The sequence below is a fragment of the Thermodesulfobacterium sp. genome (assembly GCF_030445475.1).
In the GTDB taxonomy this organism is placed as follows: domain Bacteria; phylum Desulfobacterota; class Thermodesulfobacteria; order Thermodesulfobacteriales; family Thermodesulfobacteriaceae; genus Thermodesulfobacterium; species Thermodesulfobacterium commune.
This window is the reverse complement of sequence record NZ_JASUTP010000010.1, coordinates 13,263-32,988: the sequence shown is the minus strand read 5'-3', so window position 1 is coordinate 32,988 and position 19,726 is coordinate 13,263. Positions and strand designations below refer to the sequence as shown.

The 19,726-nt window shown below is 35.7% G+C and carries 17 protein-coding genes and 1 tRNA gene; 7 read left to right on the top strand and 11 right to left on the bottom strand.

Annotated elements, in window-relative coordinates; genetic code table 11:
* Nucleotides 1-58 precede the first annotated feature (58 nt).
* The 8 genes from PWP26_RS04690 to infB are packed head-to-tail and all read right to left on the bottom strand — an operon-like array spanning nucleotide 59 to nucleotide 8,267.
* Nucleotides 59-1,444 carry an amino acid permease gene (locus PWP26_RS04690; RefSeq protein ID WP_038061845.1) on the bottom strand — a complete coding sequence of 462 codons (1,386 nt, stop codon included), beginning with the start codon at nucleotides 1,442-1,444 and terminating at the stop codon, nucleotides 59-61.
* A gap of 59 nt (nucleotides 1,445-1,503) precedes the next feature.
* Nucleotides 1,504-2,118 carry a MarC family protein gene (locus tag PWP26_RS04685; RefSeq protein ID WP_038061848.1) on the bottom strand — a complete coding sequence of 205 codons (615 nt, stop codon included), beginning with the start codon at nucleotides 2,116-2,118 and terminating at the stop codon, nucleotides 1,504-1,506.
* Entirely contained in the window at nucleotides 2,109-2,996 is an 888-nt protein-coding gene (locus PWP26_RS04680; protein ID WP_287568486.1) for a lysylphosphatidylglycerol synthase transmembrane domain-containing protein, read from the bottom strand. Before PWP26_RS04680 ends, PWP26_RS04685 begins: the two co-directional genes overlap by 10 nt.
* Nucleotides 2,997-3,001: 5 nt before the next feature.
* Complete coding sequence (truB, locus tag PWP26_RS04675) at nucleotides 3,002-3,952, bottom strand: tRNA pseudouridine(55) synthase TruB (RefSeq protein ID WP_051754463.1); 951 nt, start codon at nucleotides 3,950-3,952, stop codon at nucleotides 3,002-3,004.
* Nucleotides 3,939-4,919 carry a bifunctional oligoribonuclease/PAP phosphatase NrnA gene (locus PWP26_RS04670; protein ID WP_038061854.1) on the bottom strand — a complete coding sequence of 327 codons (981 nt, stop codon included), beginning with the start codon at nucleotides 4,917-4,919 and terminating at the stop codon, nucleotides 3,939-3,941. The genes truB and PWP26_RS04670 overlap by 14 nt, the downstream gene beginning before the upstream one ends.
* The gene (gene rbfA / locus PWP26_RS04665) at nucleotides 4,912-5,265 is read right to left on the bottom strand and encodes a 30S ribosome-binding factor RbfA (RefSeq protein WP_051754462.1); all 354 of its coding nucleotides are present in this window, start codon (nucleotides 5,263-5,265) and stop codon (nucleotides 4,912-4,914) included. Before rbfA ends, PWP26_RS04670 begins: the two co-directional genes overlap by 8 nt.
* Nucleotides 5,266-5,276: 11 nt before the next feature.
* A complete protein-coding gene (locus PWP26_RS04660; RefSeq protein WP_022855820.1) occupies nucleotides 5,277-5,567 on the bottom strand; it encodes a DUF503 domain-containing protein in 291 nt (96 codons plus the stop codon).
* Between the two features lie 33 nt (nucleotides 5,568-5,600).
* On the bottom strand, nucleotides 5,601-8,267 hold the full coding sequence (gene infB, locus PWP26_RS04655) for a translation initiation factor IF-2 (RefSeq protein ID WP_287568483.1): 2,667 nt from the start codon (nucleotides 8,265-8,267) through the stop codon (nucleotides 5,601-5,603).
* Nucleotides 8,268-8,419: 152 nt separating this feature from the next.
* Here infB and kdsB point away from each other — a divergent pair, with 152 nt between their 5' ends.
* Genes kdsB through gltX form a run of 3 tightly spaced genes read left to right on the top strand, consistent with a single transcriptional unit; the run spans nucleotide 8,420 to nucleotide 11,400 of the window.
* A complete protein-coding gene (gene kdsB / locus PWP26_RS04650) occupies nucleotides 8,420-9,163 on the top strand; it encodes a 3-deoxy-manno-octulosonate cytidylyltransferase (RefSeq protein WP_273010459.1) in 744 nt (247 codons plus the stop codon).
* Nucleotides 9,160-9,966, top strand: coding sequence for an AmmeMemoRadiSam system protein B (gene amrB / locus PWP26_RS04645; RefSeq protein ID WP_038061864.1), 807 nt, complete (start codon nucleotides 9,160-9,162; stop codon nucleotides 9,964-9,966). The genes kdsB and amrB overlap by 4 nt, the downstream gene beginning before the upstream one ends.
* A gap of 27 nt (nucleotides 9,967-9,993) precedes the next feature.
* Nucleotides 9,994-11,400 (top strand): glutamate--tRNA ligase, encoded by a 1,407-nt coding sequence (gene gltX, locus PWP26_RS04640; protein ID WP_301399056.1) that lies wholly within the window; start codon nucleotides 9,994-9,996, stop codon nucleotides 11,398-11,400.
* A gap of 1 nt (nucleotide 11,401) precedes the next feature.
* Here gltX and PWP26_RS04635 read toward each other — a convergent pair whose 3' ends face one another.
* Entirely contained in the window at nucleotides 11,402-12,526 is a 1,125-nt protein-coding gene (locus tag PWP26_RS04635) for a DUF3108 domain-containing protein (RefSeq protein ID WP_301399055.1), read from the bottom strand.
* A 100-nt stretch (nucleotides 12,527-12,626) separates the two neighbouring features.
* On the opposite strand from PWP26_RS04635, the gene rpsT reads away from it, so the two are divergent.
* From rpsT to carB, 4 genes are all read left to right on the top strand, one after another.
* Nucleotides 12,627-12,908, top strand: a complete 282-nt coding sequence (gene rpsT / locus PWP26_RS04630) for a 30S ribosomal protein S20 (protein ID WP_038061873.1) — start codon at nucleotides 12,627-12,629, stop codon at nucleotides 12,906-12,908.
* Nucleotides 12,909-12,915: 7 nt separating this feature from the next.
* Nucleotides 12,916-12,989: transfer RNA gene (locus PWP26_RS04625), tRNA-Ala, on the top strand.
* A 183-nt stretch (nucleotides 12,990-13,172) separates the two neighbouring features.
* Nucleotides 13,173-14,981, top strand: a complete 1,809-nt coding sequence (locus tag PWP26_RS04620; RefSeq protein ID WP_287568479.1) for a SurA N-terminal domain-containing protein — start codon at nucleotides 13,173-13,175, stop codon at nucleotides 14,979-14,981.
* 48 nt (nucleotides 14,982-15,029) lie between these two features.
* Nucleotides 15,030-18,284, top strand: coding sequence for a carbamoyl-phosphate synthase large subunit (carB, locus tag PWP26_RS04615; RefSeq protein WP_301399053.1), 3,255 nt, complete (start codon nucleotides 15,030-15,032; stop codon nucleotides 18,282-18,284).
* Here carB and PWP26_RS04610 read toward each other — a convergent pair.
* Nucleotides 18,272-19,072: a biotin--[acetyl-CoA-carboxylase] ligase gene (locus PWP26_RS04610; protein ID WP_301399051.1), complete on the bottom strand. Its 801-nt coding sequence runs from the start codon at nucleotides 19,070-19,072 to the stop codon at nucleotides 18,272-18,274. The two genes, carB and PWP26_RS04610, sit on opposite strands and share 13 nt — an antisense overlap.
* A complete protein-coding gene (locus tag PWP26_RS04605; protein WP_301399050.1) occupies nucleotides 19,060-19,719 on the bottom strand; it encodes a hypothetical protein in 660 nt (219 codons plus the stop codon). Before PWP26_RS04605 ends, PWP26_RS04610 begins: the two co-directional genes overlap by 13 nt.
* Nucleotides 19,720-19,726: the final 7 nt, after the last annotated feature.

Genomic DNA, 19,726 nt, shown 5'->3' with positions numbered 1-19,726 from the left:
TCAATCTGATTTTAAGGTCATTTTAGAGTTGAAATTTTTTTAACTTAACCAAGACAACTTATTTCGTTTTAAGGTTCATAGAGCTATTTTTATAGCCATACAAAAAGTAGACTAAAATCCCTAAGAAACTCCAAAGAATGAATCTTATCCAGGTATCCATAGGTAACCCACTCATGATAAAAAGCAAAAACAGAAGGTTAATCGGGATTAGTATGTGGGCATAGGGAATCCTAAAAGCAGGTTGATAATCAGGGCGGTATCTGACTAAATAGATAGCTACACCTACTACAAAATAGGCAAAGAGAGTCCCGATGTTTATAAGCTCTGCCAATATCTTTAAAGGGATAAAGCCGGCAAAAATACAAAGTATTAATCCACCGGTTATAGATGCTTTATATGGAGTATAAAATTTTTTATGTATTTCGGCAAAAGGCTTAAAGATAAGACCATCTCTTGCTAAAGCGTAAAGAATCCTAGTGAACCCTATGGCCATAACCAACATAACCGAGGTGATCGTAATTACCGCACTTAAAGAAATAAAGTCTGCTACCGGTTTTTCGTTTATCTTGTACATGGCGTAGGCTAAAGCATCCGGTTTCCCTTCATATTCCCAGTAAGGCAGGATCCCTACCAAAACAAAGGCTACCGAGATATATAGTAACGTGATAACTATAAGAGAAAGGATTATACCTTTAGGTAAGGTTTTTTTAACGTCTTTAGTTTCTTCTGCTAACGTTGCTAAGGCATCAAAACCTAAGTAAGCAAAAACAATAAGAGCAGCTCCTCTCCAGACCCCTTCCCATCCAAAAGGCAAGAAGGGTTGAAAGTTTTCCCATTTAACATGTTTTAACCCAAATAATACAAAAACTAACAAGGTTATTATCTTTAACACCACCACCAAGTTATTAAAAAAAGCACTTTTTCTAATCCCTATGGTTACCAAGATGAAGATTACTAAGACCCCTACAAGGGCAAAAAGGTCCACAAAGGTACCTTGGTTAGGGTTAAAAGGACCTGAAAGGGCTTTAGGTAAGACCCACCCCAAGTTATTTTCTAAAAAAGCCCTTAAATAACCAGACCAACCGGTAGAAACAGCTGCTGTAGCAATCCCGTATTCTAAAAGTACATTCCAACCAACCAACCAAGCCCAAAATTCTCCCAAAGCAAAATATACATAATTATAGGCTCCTCCAGCTAAAGGAAAAGCTGAACAAAACTCTGCGTATACCAAAGCAGTTAATCCTATACCTATTCCTGCAAGGATAAAAGAAAGCAAAATCCCAGGCCCAGCATAAGAAGCTGCAGCCTGTCCGGTTACCACAAAAATACCTGCTCCAACTACCGCCCCTATCCCTATTAAAACGATGTCTTTTAACGAAAGAGCGCGCTTAAGTTTAGAGGTTTGCTGAACAGCATTAAACGGTTTTTTCCTAAAGATATCCATAGTTTTATAATTATAAAAAAATTTTTTAGATTTTAAATACTTTCCTTGCTAAAAACTTGTTAAAAAACCTCTTTTAATCCCTTTAGGATGTATTCTATAGCAATACTTGCCAGAATAAGACCTAAAATTCTCACCACAGCCTTAGTACCAAGTTCTCCCAGATGTTTGAAAATCTGGGTTGAGGCCTTAAGAATAAGATAGGTGATGACTATCACCAGAAAGATCACCCCTGAAAGGGCTAATTTAGTGGTTAAATCAGGGGTTTCCCCTAAGATGATGGTAGTGGTAATTGCCCCAGGACCTGCTAAGTAAGGAATACCTAAAGGAACTACAGAAGGGTCTTCTAACTCTCTTACCTGGGTGGTTTCCTGTTCTGAAGTTTTTACCTGAGTGGTTTTGCCAAAAAGCATCTCTAAGGCGGTTATGAAAAGTAGAGTCCCTCCTGCTATCCTAAAAGAAGAAAGAGAAATTTGAAATAAAATAAGAATGTATTTACCTAACCAAAAAAATAGTAAAAGGGTAATCAAAGCTGTAACACAGGCTTTTAAGGCTATCCTTTGCCTTTCTTTTTCAGAATAACCGCTGGTTATACTTAAAAAGAAAGGTGCCCCAGCTATCGGGTCTATGATCGTAAAAAGAGCGATAAAACTTTTAAACAAAAGGCTTATTTCCATGAAACCTTTTCCTTTAGATAAAAATATAACCCAGGAAGGGCAGAAATAAGGATTAAACTATACCCTAACATCCCTAATAAAACACCATGTTCTATGGAAAACCCTAACAAAGAAACAAAATAACTTAAACCTCCCTCCCTTACACCTAAACCTGAAATACTAATAGGCAAGGCAGCAAGAAAACTAATGATAGGGATCATCACAAAATAATATACATAACTTATGTTTAAATGTAAGGCTTTACCCAAAAGAACAAACTGAAGAACAAAAAAAACCTGGATTAATACCCCAAGAAGTATCGGAAATAGATTATAAGGTAAGGAAACAGGCCTAAAATAGTCCGTAGAATAGATTTTAGTAAAAAATACCGAGATTAAGAAAAAACTTAAAATTGTAGAATAGGTAAGAATGGTAGAAAAATAGTAAAGTTTTTTAGGTAAAAATTGTCCATATAAAGGAAGAGAAATAGAGAGGATAAAAAAAATACCTAAAAGACCATAAAATCTATCGATCATAACGCTAAAGGTGGCTTTTTTAAAGGGAAGGCCCTGTCTGGTTAAAAGAAAAGTCCTTAAAAGGTCTCCTCCCACTATCCCTGGCATAACCGTATTTAATGAAAATCCCATCAGATAGCTTTTTAAAAAGAAAAGATAGCTTTGTTTAAAACCCCAAGTTTCACAGATTTTCTGCCATCTTAAAGCTACCATAAGCTGAAAACTGTTAAAACAAAGAAGGGCAGTTAGATAAAAAGGAAGCGACAGATTTTTAAAAATCTCTTTTAGCTTAACAAAATCGGTTTTTTTAAAAAGAAAAAACAAAATGCCAAAGGTAATGATAAATCTTAAAGCCAGACTTAAGAAATGGTTTATTCTTTTCATTATGGTTAGTCTTTAAAGACTCGAAAATATTTTATATACTCACTGGAAAGGTTTTTTAACGGATTTTCAATAATAGCAATCAACTTTCCCTTTGGGTTTAAAATCCTTATCCAGTCATGACTGGGAGATAAAGTAAGTTTTTGAAATTTTATAAAAGAGATAAAAGAAGAGGTATACATAGTTCTTCCTTCTTGTATACGTTTAGAAAAATCTTCACTTACAAGTATCTTGGGTAAAAATTCAAGGGCCTTTTCTACAGAGATTATTTTTTTTAATAACTCTCCGTAGTTTTCTTCAACAAGTCGCGATATTTCTTCTAAGGTTAAAGCTTCTTCTATTTTAAACACACTTTTCTGTATTCTTCTAAGTTTAGTCAAAGTTGCACCACATTCAAGCTTTTCTCCGAAACTGTTTATTATAGACCTGATATAGGTTCCTTTAGAACAGTGGACCTCAAACCTCACATAGGGTAGGTTGACTTCTAAAATGTCAAACCGAAAAATTTTAATTTTTTTAGGTTCTTTAGGGATAAGAAGACCATCTCTTGCATATTTATAAAGCGGTTTTCCTCTAAACTTGGCAGCAGAAAAAGGAGGGGGAGTCTGGTCTAATTCTCCTAAGAAGGTCTGAGCAACCTTTGTAAGATCTTCTAAAGAAAACTCAGGGACAGGTTTTTTAGCAACCACCTCTCCGGTAATATCAAAAGTAAGGGTGCTAATTCCTAATTGCATCTCCCCCTGGTAAATTTTATCACCTTCTAAGAAGATTTGGGCTACTTTGGTGGCCTTGCCAATTAATATAGGTAAAACTCCTGTAGCTATGGGGTCAAGGGTTCCCCCATGTCCGGCCTTTTTAACCTTTAAAATTTTTTTAACCTTTTCTAAGGTTTGGGTAGAGGTTAATCCCTCAGGTTTATCCACTACAAGAATTCCGTTTAATTCTTCATTTTTTTTCATAAAAACTCCTCAAAAACTCTTTAAATTCTATCAAAAACGTTTGAAGGTCCTCTATCTTAAGTTTAAACCCACTAGCGTATTTATGTCCTCCACCACCAAAATGTTTAGCAATCTCCAAAACCTCAAAAGGTTCTTTACCTCTTAAACTTACAGCTATGCTTCCTTTCTCAAATTCTTTTACGAAAGCTACTATATCAATTTCTTTTAAACTTTTTAAAAAATTGGCTATGTAACTAAGATCTTCTACAGGACTGTTTTCTAATTCTTCAACGGTAAGGTAAGAAATACCAAAAGAGGGTTTATTTGATATTATTTCTAAACGATCAAGGGCTATTTTTAGAAGGTTGGCTTCCTGTAAAGAAACTTGTTCAAAAAGTTGTTTGGCTATATACGAAGGGTTGGCCCCCTTTTCGCACAGTTCTTTGGCCACTTCAAAGGTATAGGCTTTTGTATTTTCATATTTAAACCCACCTGTGTCAAAATAAAGTCCAGCTAAAAGATTTTCAGCTATCTCTGAAGTAATCTCAGCTTTTAATTTTTTTAGAATTTCGAAAATAATGGCTGAGGTAGAAGGTGAGTTAGGGTCTACGATAAATAAAGTTTCTCCTTCAAAGGTATTTTCTTCTTTTTGATGATGGTCTATGATTACATATTCCTTAAAAAGTTTTAATCTTTCTGCTATGTTAGAAGCAATCCTTTTCGGAGAGGAAGCATCAAACAATATGACCAAAGCTTTATCAATTTGAGGCAAATTTTCTGGTAGGATAAACCATTGATAACCCTTTAAAAATTTGCTATTTTGGGGTATATGTTCTACCACAGGATAAAAGTTTTTCCCTTTTTGTTTTAAAAAAAACCCAAAGGATAACATAGAAGAAAGGCCATCTATGTCTGGGTTTATATGGGTTACTAAGATAAAATGTTGGTTTTCTTCAATTTTTTGAAGAAGGGCTGTTAGATTAAACATCCTTTTTGATTCTGGAGATTTTATCAAACAGCATATTAAGTTGTTTTTCTTTTTCCTCTCTGTCGTCTAATCTAAATTCAAGGTCCGGCATGTATTTTATAGTAATTTTTTCTCCTATTAGTTTTTTGATATAACCTTTGGCACGATTGAGGGCCTTTTGAACCTCGTTAGGAGCAGTATCTCCATATACCCTAAAAAAGACTACCGCTTTTCTTAAGTCTCCACCTATTTTAACCTCAGTGATCGTAATGAATTGTTTGAAAATTGGATCGTTTAGTTCATACATCAAAATTTCTGTTATAACCTGTTGTAAAAGACTACCTACTTTTTCTGGTCTGTATGACATTGGTTTAAACCTTAATAGTTAATGAAATCTATCTCAGCTTTTATAATTTCTAACCTACCATCTTTTTGAATAAAAGTAAGGATGTCATTTATTTTACTATCAACTAATTTTTGGTCTTTTCCTACTACACTTAACCCTAAAACAGCTTTTTGCCAGAGGTCATGCTCGTCTACCTCGGCCAAAGACACCTTTCTGAACCTAGATTCTATCTTTTGAGTTAAGGCCTTTAATACTTGCCTCTTGGCTTTTAAAGAATTAGGTTCAGGAATAAAAAGTTCTATTTTTGCTATTCCAACTACCATTTAGAAAACCCTTTTAATTTAACTAGTTACTAGTTAAAGCTCCTGAGAAACCTTTTTCAACTCAAAGGTTTCCAGAAGATCTCCTTCCTTTATATCATTAAAACCTTCTATTCTAACCCCGCACTCATAACCAGCAGCTACCTCTTTGACATCTTCCTTGAATCTTCTAAGAGAGGCTATTTTACCTGTATAAACCACAACCCCGTCTCTTATTACCCTTACATTGTGGTTCCTGTTGATAACTCCTTCTTTGACATAACAACCAGCAACAACCCCTACCTTAGGTATCTTAAAGATAGCTCTTACTTCTGCTAAACCCTTTATTTCTTCTACGATTTCAGGTTCAAGTAATCCAGCCATTGCTTTCTTTACATCATCAGTAAGCTGATATATCACATCATAAAACTTAATATCTACTCGTTCTTTTTTAGCTAAATCTCGTGCTTGAGAGCTGGGTTTTACGTTAAAACCGATGACAATAGCATTTGAGGCTGAGGCTAACATTACATCACTTTCAGAAATAGCCCCTATGCCTGCACGGATGATGTTAACCTTTACTTTATCAGTAGAGAGTTTAAGTAAAGAGGCTTGTAAGGCTTCTAAAGTACCTTGGGTGTCGGCTTTTAAAACTATGTTTAATTCTTTAAGCTCACCTTCTTTTAGTTTTTCAAAAAGCTTTTCAAGAGAAATTTTGGCTTCTTTAGCTGTTTCAGCTTCTCTTGCCTTTCTTTGTCTATATTCTGCTATCTTTTTTGCTTTTTCTTCACTGTCTAGAACTATAAAGTCATCCCCAGCCTGAGGTAACTCTTCAAAACCTAAGACCTCTACAGGCATAGAAGGAGTAACTTCTTTAACCCTTTTCCCATAGCTATCAAACATTGCTCTTACTCTTCCATAGGTAAGCCCGGCTACAAAAATATCCCCTTCTTTGAGGGTTCCCTCTTGAACAAGCACCGTAGCTACCGGTCCTCTTCCTTTATCTAATTTACTTTCTATAATCCTTCCTCTTGCAGGTCTATCATAGGCAGCCTTGAGCTCTAACATTTCAGCTTGGAGAAGCACCAGCTCTAACAACTCGTTGATACCTATCTTGTTTCTTGCTGAAATGTTAGCCATTAAAGTATCGCCACCCCATTCTTCGGGAATCAACCCTAATTCAGCTAACTGAGATTTAACTCTTTCAGGGTTAGCTTCGGGTTTATCTATTTTATTGATAGCTACCACTATAGGAACTTTGGCTGCTTTAGCATGTTCTATAGCTTCTTTGGTTTGCTCCATCACTCCATCATCCGCAGCTACTACCAAAATTACTATATCTGTAACCTGAGCTCCCCTTGCTCTCATCGAGGTAAAGGCCTCATGTCCCGGTGTGTCTATAAAGGTGAGAGTTCTTCCATCCTCTAATTTTACCGTATAAGCACCAATATGCTGAGTAATTCCTCCGGCTTCTTTGCTGGCCACATCAGTCTTTCTGATAGCGTCTAAAAGAGTAGTTTTTCCATGGTCTACATGCCCCATAACCGTGATAACCGGAGGACGAGGTTTTAGCTCTTCTGGTGAAGGTGGAATATACTGTAAAAGAATTTCTTCCTCGATAGGAGCCCTTTCTATCTGATATCCAAATTCATCAGCCAGTATGGCCGCTATATCTGCATCTATAGACTGATTAGCGGTAACAGGCATGCCCATCTGTAAAGCCTTCTTGATGAGCTCGCTAACTTTAACCCCCATCATTTTAGCAAGTTCGCTAACTTGAATCGTTTCAAAAATTTTTATTTTTCTTTCTTTAGGAGGTAAAGTAGGTGGTCTGTCAGAAACTCTTTCTTTTTTGTCTTTTTCCTTAGGTTTTACTAATTCTACTTCAAGTTTTTCCTCAAAAAGGGTTGTTGGCTCCTCTTCTATAAAGAACTCGTCAATCCTCTCTTTTTCTCTTTTACCAAAAGCGCTTTTTTTCTTTGCTTTTTTCTTTTCTTCTCTAAAATCTTTTTCCTTTTTCTTCTTTTTAAAATCTTCTTTTTCTCCTATCTTTGGTTCTTCAGGTAAGACAATTTCTTCTTTGGGAGGAGAAACCACTGGTTGTTCTTTACCTTTAAAACCTCTTTCTTTTCTTGGCTTAAACTCAGTAACAACCCTTTTCTCATAAGAGGGTTGAGCAGTTTTTGGTTGAGAAGGCTCTGTAAGGGGCGTTTCAGTTTGAGAAAGTTCAAACCGAGAAACTTCTTGAATAGATGTTTCAAAACTTTCTACTTTTTCCTCTTTTAAAGCTTCAACCTCTAAGGAAACCTTATCACCTTTTTCTGTAGAAGGCTCTTCTATAAAAGAAGGTTTCTCCTCTTTGGTTTCTGATATGGTTTCTTCTAGTTTAAGTTTCTCTTCGACTTTAAGCTCTTCTGATATTTTTTTCTTTTTTAAGACAAGCTTTTTCTTTTTGGGTTGTTCCAGAGGTAGCTCTACACTTTCTATTTTAGGTTCTTCTGGTGTAATTTCTTCTTTGTTTTTTTCTTCAATCTCCTCTTTTCTAAACACGATTATTTCGTGTTTTTTACCATAAAGATTTCTTACCTTTTCGGCGTCTTCCTCCGACAAAGAGGAAAGAGTAGTTTTAACCGGAAAACCTTCGGCTTTAAGTTTTTTAACTAACTCTTTAGGTTCTATATGAAGCTCTTCTGCTAGTTCGGTAAGTTTAATCCTTTTTGTCATAATAACCCCTGTTTAAGTTTAAAGATACTTTTGGCTAAGGTTAAAGTTAACCAATTTAATTATATTATAAAAGATGACTTAAGTTTAATATCAAAGCACGAAAATTCAAGTCCTTCTTTTATTTTTATAAATTTAGATTAATATTATAAGACATGAGACAGGTTATCATCATCCCGGCACGCTATGGTTCTACACGGTTTCCAGGAAAACCTTTGATCCTAATAAATGGAAAACCAATGATACAACATGTTTATGAAAGGGCTTTAAGTTCAAAAATAAAAGAAATATGGGTAGCTACTGATGACGAAAGGATTTTTAAGGAGGTTTTAAGGTTTGGAGGCAAGGCTTTGATGACCGCTAAGACTCATATCTGTGGTACAGATCGAGTAGCTGAAGCTACTGAACTTCTCGGACTATCTCCAGAAGATATAGTAGTCAATCTTCAAGGAGACCAGCCTTTTTTTCCTTCAGAATATTTTCAACTTTTGATAGAGCCTTTGCTCTCTGGAAAGGCTAAAATGGCTACCCTCGCTACTCCTATAAAAACTGAAGAAGATCTCTATAACCCTAATAAAGTTAAAGTGGTTTTAGATCGTAAAGGCTATGCTCTCTATTTTTCAAGAAGCCTTATTCCTTACTTTAGACCTCCAGGAGAACCTCCTTTATACCTAAAACATATTGGTGTTTATGCCTATACAAAGGAATTTTTGGACCTTTTTGTTAAACTTCATCCAGGAAGCCTCGAACTCACAGAAAAGTTAGAGCAATTAAGAGCCCTTGAACACGGGTATAAAATAGCTGTAAACATAGTGCCCGAAGATGTACCTGAAGTAGACACTCCAGAAGATTTAGAAAAACTTACAAAACTTACAAAACTAAGAGGGATATCGTTATGAAAAGAGAACCCGCAGTAGCAGGATATTTTTATAGTAATAACCCTAAAGAATTAAAAGCACATCTTGCCGAACTGATAAAGTTTTCAGAACCCAAGATATCTGCTAAAGGGATAGTGGTTCCTCATGCAGGATATTTTTACTCAGGTGCGGTTGCAGGGGCTGTTTATGGTAAGATAATCCCTCCTGATATTGCTGTTATCCTTGGTCCTAATCATACAGGTATGGGGAAACCAATCGCTATCTTTAACGGAACCTCCTTTATCACCCCTTTAGGAGAGGCTAAAGTAAATAAAACCTTTGTTTCTCGTTTGTTAGAGCTTTGTCCTTTGGTCTCAGAAGACCTTCTAGCCCATGCCCATGAACATTCTATAGAAGTTCAGGTACCTTTTTTACAGTATCTAAACCCTGGGATAGAAATCGTAGCGATTTGTTTAAGATGGATTTCACTTAAGGAAATAAGAGAAGTTGGAGAGGCGTTGGCTAAAACCATACAGCTTTTTCCAGAAAAGAAAATTTTGATCGTAGCAAGCTCAGATTTTAGTCATTATGTGCCCCATGGCACAGCCAAACATAAAGATTCTTTGGCTATAAACGAAATCTTATCGTTATCTGAAGAAGCTCTTATAAGGACGGTAAAAGAAAACAACATATCTATGTGTGGAGTCATCCCGGTAGCAATAGCCATAGTTGCTTGTAAAGAGCTCGGAGCCACTCATGGAGAACTTATTGCTTATGCCACCTCTGGAGATATAATCAGAGATTATTCCTCAGTAGTAGGTTACGGAGGGATAATTTTATATTAATCAAATTTTTCTAAAGGGGGACTGTTAATGGCTGAAATAGTTACACGTTTCCCACCGAGTCCAACAGGACATCTACATTTAGGGGGAGCAAGGACTGCACTTTTTAACTGGCTTTATGCAAGGCATCACCAAGGGAAGTTTGTACTAAGATTAGAAGATACAGATAGAGAAAGGTCTAAAGAAGAATATGTTGTTTCTATCTTAGAGGCCTTAAAATGGTTAGGTCTTGACTGGGATGAAGGTCCTTATTTTCAGAGTCAAAGGATTGGTCTTTATAAACAATATGCTCAAAGGCTTTTTGAAGAAGGGAAGGCGTATTACTGTGAATGCCCCAAAGAGGTTTTAGAAGAAAAAAAGAAAAAAATGCTTGAAAACGGCCAAAAACCAAAGTATGACAAAACCTGCCGAAATAAAAATTTAGGTCCAGGGGAAGGGAGAGCTTTAAGGATTAAGGCCCCAGAATTTGGTGAAATCGTCTTTGAAGACCTTTTAAGAGGTAAAGTTGTGTTTCCTGCTGAAGAGGTGGATGACTTTGTGATTTTACGCTCAGATGGGACCCCTACTTATCAGTTTGCGGTGGTGATTGATGACATAACCATGGGGATAACCCATGTAATAAGAGGAGATGATCATATTTCTAATACCCCAAAGCAGTTGATTATCTATGAAGCCCTTGGAGTTGAACCTCCTAAATTTGCCCATATTCCTATGGTCCTTGGCCCTGATGGGACTAAACTTTCAAAAAGACATGGGGCTAAATCCATCCTTGAATACAAAGAGGCAGGTTTCTTACCTAATGCTTTAATAAACTATTTGGCAAGACTTGGTTGGGGTTTTGGAGATCAGGAATATTTTACTGTAGAAGAACTTATAGAGAAATTTGACATAAAAGACGTAAACCTATCTCCTGCGCGTTTTGACCCAGATAAGCTTTTAGCGGTTAATGCCTACTGGATAAAAAATAGCGATAACCGTTTTTTACTTGACCATCTTAAACCTTTTCTATCTAAGAAATATAATCTTGATCAATTTTCTGAAGAATATTTATTAAAAGCTATCGAGACCGTAAAAACAAGGGGTAAAACTTTAGTAGAACTTGCAGAAATGATGGATTTTTATCTCATAGAAGAGGTTATTTATGATCCAAATGGTGCAAAGAAGTTTCTCACACCTCAGATAGCTCCGGTATTAGAAAAGGTCTGCGAAGATTTAAAAACGTTAACTTTAGAAGATAAGGTTTTAGAGGATTATTTTCGAAATTTGGCTGAAACCCACGGTTTTAAACTAAAAGACATAGCCCAGGCCATAAGAATAGCCCTTACCGGAAAAACCGTTAGCCCCGGACTTTTTGAAATTATAAGGGTTTTAGGTAGAGAAAAAACTATTTATCGTATTAAGAAGGCGTTAGCTTATATTTTTGAAAATAGTTTTTAGATTATTTTACCACTTCTTTAAGTTTTCCGGTTAAGCTACCTATAAGGGGGAGTTTCCCCCTTATTTCTATAGGATATTTTTCTTTTTTGAGTAGATACACGGTAACCTTTCTGTTTCTGCTTAAAAGTTCACTGGTTTCTGGAAGTGTTATGTTAAGCTCTAAACAGGGTTCCTCTTTACCTTCATACATGCACGAGGTTTCTTTACTTAAGGCTATTTTGACAAACCTTCTGTTTTCTTTTACATAGACAGGAAATTCTACTTTAGGTTGGTTTAGATAGTCAACCAACCACGAATTTATAAAAGAAGTAAGTTCATCGTAGATAGGGTAGGTTACATTAAAAGTTTTTCCTAAATTTTTTTCTATATCGCCTTTTTTTATATTTACTACTTGTCTTTCTTTATCAAAAAATATGGATTTCTTCCTTTCTTTTTCTCTGTCCTTTGAATAGATGTTTGTTTTAAAAGGATTTCCTTGGTTATCTAACCAGGTTTCCCATTTAGCATAATAGGGATAAACTACATTACCCAAGCCTGTGGTGTAAACTATGGCTGAATATTTTGAATTTTCTATCAATATTATCGTTTCACCCAGCTTAAAAGGTCCGTAAAAAATTTCATATACAAGTTTTTTAGGTAAACTTACGATATCCTTAGACAATGTCGGTTCAGAAGCTTTTGTTTTTTCAGAAGCTTTCCAAAGCTCTGCTTTTTCGGTTAAGGTATCTTTTTTTTCTTTATTTGAGGTATCTTTTTTTTCTTTAGGAATGTTCTCTGCTTCTGAAACCGTCTTAGGTGTATTGGTATCAGGTTGAGTAGAAGGCTGTTCTGAAGGTTGGGAGTTGTCTTTATTAAAAGGTTGAGGTCCAGAAGATGGAACCTCTTCTTTAAGGTTTTTCGTTTCAGATTCTTGAGAGGTTTCTTTTTTTGAGATGATTTTTGAGGGTTGAGATATAGTTTCTATTTTTTTTAAGTTTAAGTCTAAAAAATCTTCTGTGTAAGATATTAAGAAATGTTTGAAGGTCGGTAGAGCAAACATACCGAGGAATAGAGAAATATGTATAATTAAAGAAAAAATGAGAGAAGAAAGAAAAGGATGAATTTTATCTTTAACATCGGTTTTCATGATATAATTTTAGCAAAAGTTTTTAGTTAAACCTTGACAAAACTATAACTTACTATAAATTTTAATCCAAAACTAAACAAAGGAAAGGGAGGGTAGCAAAGTGCCACATCACAAGTCTGCCAAGAAAGCGTTAAGACAGAGCGAAAAAAGAAGGTTAAGAAATCGAGCCTTTAAAAGCAGGGTGAAAACAGAGATTAAAAAGTTTTTAAATTATTTAAACGCGCATGACTTAGAAAAAGCTGAAGCTCAATTAAGAATCGTCCAAAGTTTGCTTCATAAAGGGGTTTCAAAGGGTATTTTCCATTGGAAAAAGGCTGCTAATAAAATCTCTAAACTTTTTAAAAAGTTCGAATCAGCCAAAAACAAAGCTACCACCCATTAAAAATTAAGGGGATGTAGCTCAGCCTGGGAGAGCGCCGGAATCGCACTCCGGAGGTCGGGGGTTCGAATCCCCTCATCTCCATTGGGTTGAGATTCTCTTTTGTTTTTCTTTTTTATCAATTTCTCAATCGTTGCCTATCTTTATGATAGGCATTTTGAATTTTCTATCGATTTTTATTCTTTTTAGTTTGTGGTTTTGATTCAAAATTTTTTTGACAATTCAAAAAAATTGGGTATATTTATGAAAACTTTATAAGGTGTTTTTATGTTTGATTTTTTAAGAAAAGGTGCAACTTCAGTCTTTGCTAAGATCTTTTTAGCGGTAATTATTATAGTTTTTATCTTTTGGGGTATCGGAAGCTTTGTTACTTCAGAAAAAGACCTCGTTGCTAAGGTAAACGGGATCTCTATCACAGCCAAAGAATTTCAAGAGTTTTACAACTTTCAGTTGTTGCGTTTAAAGCAAACCTTTGGCGAAATTAGCGAGGAAGACCTTAAAAAACTTAATCTCAAAAAAGAAGTCCTCGATGAACTTATAAAACTAAAACTTTTAGAAGATTATGCCAATAAAATAGGTGTTAAGGTTTTACCAGAAGAGGTAAGTTTTAGCATAGCTCAAATTCCATCTTTCCAAGAAAATGGAAGGTTTAGTCCCCAAAAATATCAGATGGTATTGAGAGAGTTAGGTACTACCCCAAAGTTTTTTGAAAAACTTGTTTATTATGACATTTTGCAACAACGATTAAAACTTCTTTTGACAACTCCTATTGTGGTTTCAGACGAAGAAGTTAAAGATTATTTGAGGTTTGCAAAGCAGGAAATTGAGTTGTTAGAAGGTATTTTACCCCTTAAAGCTTGCATAGAAAAGATTAATTATACAGAAAAAGACTTGGAAAATTATTATCTTGCCCATAGAGATATCTATAAAGAAGAAGAAAAGGTTAAACTTGCTTATATAATTATTCCTTATGAAACTTCTTTGGAAGTAACAGAGGCTGAACTTAAAAGGTTTTATGAACAAAATTTAGATCGTTTTAAGAGGCCTTTTAGGGCTAAGATTAAAACTCTGTTGATCGAAGGCACAGATGATACTTCCCTAAAAAAAGCTCAAAAAATCAAAGAAGAAACCAAACATGCCAAGGACCTTAAGGTTCCTGCTAAATGGGTAGAAGAAGGGGTATTGTCAGAAGAAATAAAAACTGCACTTAAACAAAGCAAGGAAGGGCAGGTTTTAGGACCTTTTAAGGTTTTTTCGGGATATTTAATTATAGGAGTTGAGGCTATTAAGCCAGAAGGAATAGCTTCCTTTGAGGAAGTAAGAGAGGATATTTATAAATTTTTAAAAACAGAAAAAACAAGAAAGGTTACCCAGGAAAAGGCTAACAAGATTTATTCTGAAATTATGAAAGAAAACGATTTAAAAATATGGGCAGAAAAAAATAAAATCAAACTTTTAGAAACCAATTGGCTAACTAAGAAAGATTTTTTAGACCAGTTTCAAAACCCTCAACTTGCCAAAAAGGTTTTTGAATCCCCCAAAAAAGAATTTTTTGCTCCTTTTGAAACCTCTAAAGGGTTTGTGATCTTAGAAATTATTGATAAAAAACCCGCAAGGTCTTTAGAGTTTGCTGAAGCAAAAGAAAAGGTTAAACAGGACTATCTTAATAGCAAAGGAAAAGAGTTGTGTGAGCAAAAAGCTAAAGCCCTTTTAGAAAAATTAAAATCAAAAACAGATCTAATCAAAGAAGTTTTTGAAAAAGAAGGATTTCAGACCAAAGAATATCGTTTAACCAGGATGGAGATTCCTCAAAAATTTTCTTCTAACATAGCCCAGTTGATTGCTAACACAGGTTCTTCTAAAGTAATAGACAATATCGTGTGGGACAGAGGGGATCTTAAAATTTTTGTCATAAAAAGCATTAAAGAGTTTAACGGCACGATTGAAGATGCAGAAATTCAACAGGCATCTTCGGTTCTTCTAAATCAAAAAAGAGATAAGTGGTTTAAGGAATGGTATCAAAATCTATTTAAAAAATCTAAGATAAAAACTTATACTTTATTTGAAAAGTTTTAGCTGATACTTTTTATGAAAAATTTTAAAAATAGATAAAAAGGGGTTTTTATGCCTAAAAGGACAGACATAAAAAAGATTTTAATCATAGGTTCAGGGCCTATTGTTATAGGGCAGGCTTGTGAGTTTGATTATTCTGGAAGTCAGGCTTGCAAGGCTTTAAAAGAAGAGGGTTATGAAATAGTGTTGGTTAATTCTAATCCAGCTACCATCATGACCGATCCTGAGATGGCAGATCACACATACATAGAACCTCTGACTCCTGAGGTAGTAGAATACATTATAAAGGAAGAACGACCTGATGCTTTACTTCCTACCTTAGGAGGTCAAACAGGTTTAAACATAGCTTTTGCTTTAGCTAAAAAAGGAGTTCTTGAAAAGTATAACGTTGAACTGATAGGAGCAAACGCTAAAGCTATAGAAAAGGCTGAAAGTAGAGAGCTTTTTAGAAAAGCGATGGAAAACATAGGATTAAAAATACCAAAGAGTTTTATAATTACTTCTTTAAACGAAATAGAAAAGGCAGCCAAAGAACTGGGTTTTCCTATTATAGTCAGACCAAGTTTTACGTTAGGCGGAACAGGAGGAGGGGTAGCCTATAACATAGAAGAGTTAAGAGAAATTACAGAAAAAGGTTTAGAGATGTCTCTTATCCATCAAGTAATGTTAGAGGAGTCAGTTCTTGGATGGAAAGAGTTTGAGCTTGAGGTGATGAGAGATTTTAAAGATAATGTGGTCATCATTTGTTCTATAGAAAACTTTGACCCTATGGGAGTTCATACCGGAGATTCTATTACTGTAGCCCCGGCGCAGACCTTATCCGATGTAGAATATCAGAGGATGAGATCAGCTGCACAGGCTATCATCAGAGAGATAGGGGTAGAAACTGGAGGGTCAAACATTCAGTTTGCGGTTAATCCTAAAAACGGGGAAATGGTTGTAATAGAGATGAATCCCAGGGTTTCCAGGTCTTCGGCTTTGGCAAGTAAAGCTACAGGATATCCTATAGCCAAAATTGCTGCCAAACTGGCTGTAGGTTATACCTTAGATGAGTTACCTAACGACATCACTAAAGAGACAAAAGCCGCCTTTGAACCTACGATCGACTACGTGGTGGTAAAGATACCCAGGTTTACCTTTGAAAAATTTCCAGAATCCCCAGACGAGCTTACTACCTCTATGCGTTCTGTTGGGGAGACGCTGGCTATAGGCAGGACTTTTAAAGAGGCTTTACAAAAGGCTATAGCAGGGCTTGAGATAGGAAGGTTTGGATTTGGGGCTGATGGAAAATCTCCTTCAGACAACGATGTAATACTTCCTAAAGAGATCATCAAGGAAAAGTTAGTCAAACCTAACAGTCAAAGATTGTTTTACATAAGAGAGGCCTTTAAGTCAGGATTTAGCATAGAGGAAATCTACAATCTTACTTACATCGATCCTTGGTTTTTATACCATCTAAAAGAAATTTTTGATAAAAGCGAAGAAATAAAAGGGAGATCTTTAGAAAGTTTAACCGCAGAGGAGCTAAGGGAACTCAAACAGATGGGATTTACTGATTACCAAATCGGATTTCTTACCAATACCGATCCTCAAAAAGTAAGAGAATACAGAAAATCTTTAGGGGTAAAACCTACCTTTAAACTTATAGATACCTGTGCAGCTGAGTTTGAAGCCTATACCCCTTATTTTTATTCTACATATGAAGTTGAAAATGAAAGCCGGGCTACAAAAAATCGAAAAGTTCTTATCATAGGTGGAGGGCCTAACAGGATAGGGCAAGGTATAGAATTTGACTATTGTTGTGTTCATGCTTCTTTAGCTTTAAGGGAAAAAGGTATCGAAGCTATCATGGTTAACTCAAACCCTGAAACAGTCTCTACCGATTATGACATTTCAACCAGGCTGTATTTTGAACCTTTAACCTTAGAGCATATCCTGAACATCTATGAAGAAGAAAACCCAGACGGGGTAATAGTTCAGTTTGGAGGGCAAACCCCTCTTAACCTTGCGTTACCGCTTTACAAAGCAGGAGTAAAGATATTGGGTACATCTCCTGAAAACATAGACAGGGCAGAAAACAGAGAAAAGTTTGAACAACTTCTTGAAAAGTTAAATCTTAGAAGACCTAAAGCAAGTACTGCTTATAGCGAAGAAGAAGCTATCAAAGTGGCTAATCAAATCGGTTATCCCTTGCTTGTCCGTCCTTCTTATGTGTTAGGTGGAAGGGCGATGAGAATAGTCTATTCAGAAAAAGAGTTGAAAGAGTTTATAGCTACAGCTGTTAAGGTAAACCCAGAACATCCGATTTTAATCGACAAGTTTTTAGAGGATGCCATAGAAATCGACGTAGATGCTATCTCCGACGGAGAAACGGTGGTAGTAGCAGGTATTATGGAGCACATAGAAGAAGCAGGTATTCACTCTGGAGATTCTGCTTGTATCTTACCTCCTCTTCATATCCCACCTAAACTTTTAAACGAAATCAAAGAAGCTACAAAATTGCTTGCTAAAGAATTGGAGGTAAAAGGTTTAATAAATATTCAATTTGCTGTCAAAGACAACGAACTCTATGTGTTAGAGGTGAATCCAAGGGCTTCAAGAACTGTACCTTTTGTGTCTAAGGCTATCGGAGTACCTTTGGCTAAACTTGCTACCTGGATTATGTTAGGCTATTCACTAAAGGAAATAGGGTTTACGAAAGAAGTGGTGCCTCCTTATTACTGTGTAAAAGAAGTGGTCTTTCCTTTTAAAAGATTTCCTAAGGTAGACGTAATCCTTGGTCCTGAAATGAAGTCTACAGGGGAAGTTATGGGAATAGATTGGGATCCAGCTTTAGCTTATGCTAAAGCACAACTTGCTGCAGGTATGAAGCTTCCCTCTTCTGGTACGGTTTTTATTTCAGTGAAAGACGAAGATAAACCTCTGACCATACCTATAGCTAAAACCTTACAAGAGTTAGGATTTAACTTGATAGGTACAGAGGGGACCTGTAAATTTCTCTCCTCTTTCGGAATAAAAATAAAAGAAGTACCCAAGATCTCAGACCTAAGAAGACCTAATATTTTAGACCTTATCAAGAATAAAGAGATAGTGCTTGCGATTAATACAGCCAAAGGTAAGGAAAGCAAAGAAGATGCCTACCTTATCAGAAGGTATACGATGGAATTAGACATTCCCTATGCTACCACCTTATCTTGTGCTAGGGCTATGGTTGAAAGTATTAAACGGTTAACGATGAAATCTTTCTCTTTTTCTTCTCTACAAAAATATTATAGCTACCTTGATTATAGTTTTTATAAAAGATAAAGGATTTCTCCAGTTGAAACCTCGATAACACCTTCCTCAGAATTTAGGATTAAACTCCCATAGGGAGTAATTTCAGTTACTTGAGCTATGAGGTAATCATCCAGGTCTATGTTATATCCGTAGCCTACACACCTTCCTAAGGTATCTGTAAATTGTTTGAAATCTTCTATTACCAGATTAGTTACCGACTCTTCATCCCTGATTTTTTGTTCAAACCATCTTAAAAATCCAAAATAATATCTTAACCAATAGACCAAAATTTCTAGCAATTCCAAGATGGAGACTTCTTTCTTTAGTAAATTGCCAAAACTTTCCGAGGGTATACCTTTAGGAAGAGGGTTGTTAACGTTTATACCTAATCCTATAATATACCATTCATTATACCTTTCTATTAAAACTCCACCCAGTTTTTTTCCGTTTATATGAAGGTCGTTTATCCATTTAACCTTAGCTTTAGTAATCCCCAAATGTTTAGCACATCTTACCATGGCAAGACCAGGTATGAGAGATATCAAAGAGGCATGTTCTTCGAAAAACTCATCGTACAAGCTTAAGGATAACCAGAGTCCCCCTTTTTCAGCAAACCATTTTCTGTCAAACCTACCTTTAGCCTCAAGAAGCATATCTGCTCGTATAATCCTTCCATTGGCTGTTCGGGGATATAAGTTTATGAACTTTTTAGCTGCTTCCATAGCTCGAGGAAGAGTAGGGAAATGCCAGATTTCTTGACCTATCTCTGGAAAAAGTTTAGAAAAATCAAAGTCAAAAGGATGATTTATAAGGGCCACTCTTCCCTTATACGGGAAACTATCTTTTCTAAATAAGGAAGTTGCTCTTCAGGGCAAAGTCCAATTAGGGGTTGCCCTCTCTCAACAAGTTGAAAGGGTTTGAAATAGATATTATAGATTAAAAACACACCGTCTTCTTCAAAAAAAATAGGAGTCTCACGCTTCATAAAGGTCATGATTAAAAGTTCATCTCCCTTTTTTATTTTCACTTTATGGAGTCCTTCTTTTTCTATTTTGGCCGCTAACCCAGGACTTAACACATACTTTGCCGTTTCAGGAGCTTTTACAAGGTAAAGCGCAGAAAGTAAAATTTCAGAAATTATTTCCTGTTGAGAAAGTGGATGTTTAATCTCAAGTATCGTTTCCTCAGCCTCAACAAACCTATTTAAAAGGTCTGTCCTTAAGTTTTGTACCCATCCATTTATATGAGCTCTTATAGTTTTTAAATTTTTTTCCCTTTCTAAAACAAAAAGAGGGGTACCCGGTTTTTCTAACCACTTACCAGAAGGACCTTTTACCTCATCTCCTTCTTTTACCAAAAATTCTCTTATATAACCGGTGTGTATGGTATTCACTTTAAAAATTTTATAGGGGTTGGCTTTAAACTTTTGGAGAATAACGTTAAGGTGTTCGTACTCGATCTTCATGGTTTAT

What these genes read in the sequence shown, in the direction of transcription:
- PWP26_RS04690 (WP_038061845.1), bottom strand. Translation starts at nt 1,444, where the DNA reads ATGGATATCTTTAGGAAAAAACCGTTTAATGCTGTTCAGCAAACCTCT.
- PWP26_RS04685 (WP_038061848.1), bottom strand. Translation starts at nt 2,118, where the DNA reads ATGGAAATAAGCCTTTTGTTTAAAAGTTTTATCGCTCTTTTTACGATC.
- PWP26_RS04680 (WP_287568486.1), bottom strand. Translation starts at nt 2,996, where the DNA reads ATGAAAAGAATAAACCATTTCTTAAGTCTGGCTTTAAGATTTATCATT.
- truB (WP_051754463.1), bottom strand. Translation starts at nt 3,952, where the DNA reads ATGAAAAAAAATGAAGAATTAAACGGAATTCTTGTAGTGGATAAACCT.
- PWP26_RS04670 (WP_038061854.1), bottom strand. Translation starts at nt 4,919, where the DNA reads ATGTTTAATCTAACAGCCCTTCTTCAAAAAATTGAAGAAAACCAACAT.
- rbfA (WP_051754462.1), bottom strand. Translation starts at nt 5,265, where the DNA reads ATGTCATACAGACCAGAAAAAGTAGGTAGTCTTTTACAACAGGTTATA.
- PWP26_RS04660 (WP_022855820.1), bottom strand. Translation starts at nt 5,567, where the DNA reads ATGGTAGTTGGAATAGCAAAAATAGAACTTTTTATTCCTGAACCTAAT.
- infB (WP_287568483.1), bottom strand. Translation starts at nt 8,267, where the DNA reads ATGACAAAAAGGATTAAACTTACCGAACTAGCAGAAGAGCTTCATATA.
- kdsB (WP_273010459.1), top strand. Translation starts at nt 8,420, where the DNA reads ATGAGACAGGTTATCATCATCCCGGCACGCTATGGTTCTACACGGTTT.
- amrB (WP_038061864.1), top strand. Translation starts at nt 9,160, where the DNA reads ATGAAAAGAGAACCCGCAGTAGCAGGATATTTTTATAGTAATAACCCT.
- gltX (WP_301399056.1), top strand. Translation starts at nt 9,994, where the DNA reads ATGGCTGAAATAGTTACACGTTTCCCACCGAGTCCAACAGGACATCTA.
- PWP26_RS04635 (WP_301399055.1), bottom strand. Translation starts at nt 12,526, where the DNA reads ATGAAAACCGATGTTAAAGATAAAATTCATCCTTTTCTTTCTTCTCTC.
- PWP26_RS04620 (WP_287568479.1), top strand. Translation starts at nt 13,173, where the DNA reads ATGTTTGATTTTTTAAGAAAAGGTGCAACTTCAGTCTTTGCTAAGATC.
- carB (WP_301399053.1), top strand. Translation starts at nt 15,030, where the DNA reads ATGCCTAAAAGGACAGACATAAAAAAGATTTTAATCATAGGTTCAGGG.
- PWP26_RS04605 (WP_301399050.1), bottom strand. Translation starts at nt 19,719, where the DNA reads ATGAAGATCGAGTACGAACACCTTAACGTTATTCTCCAAAAGTTTAAA.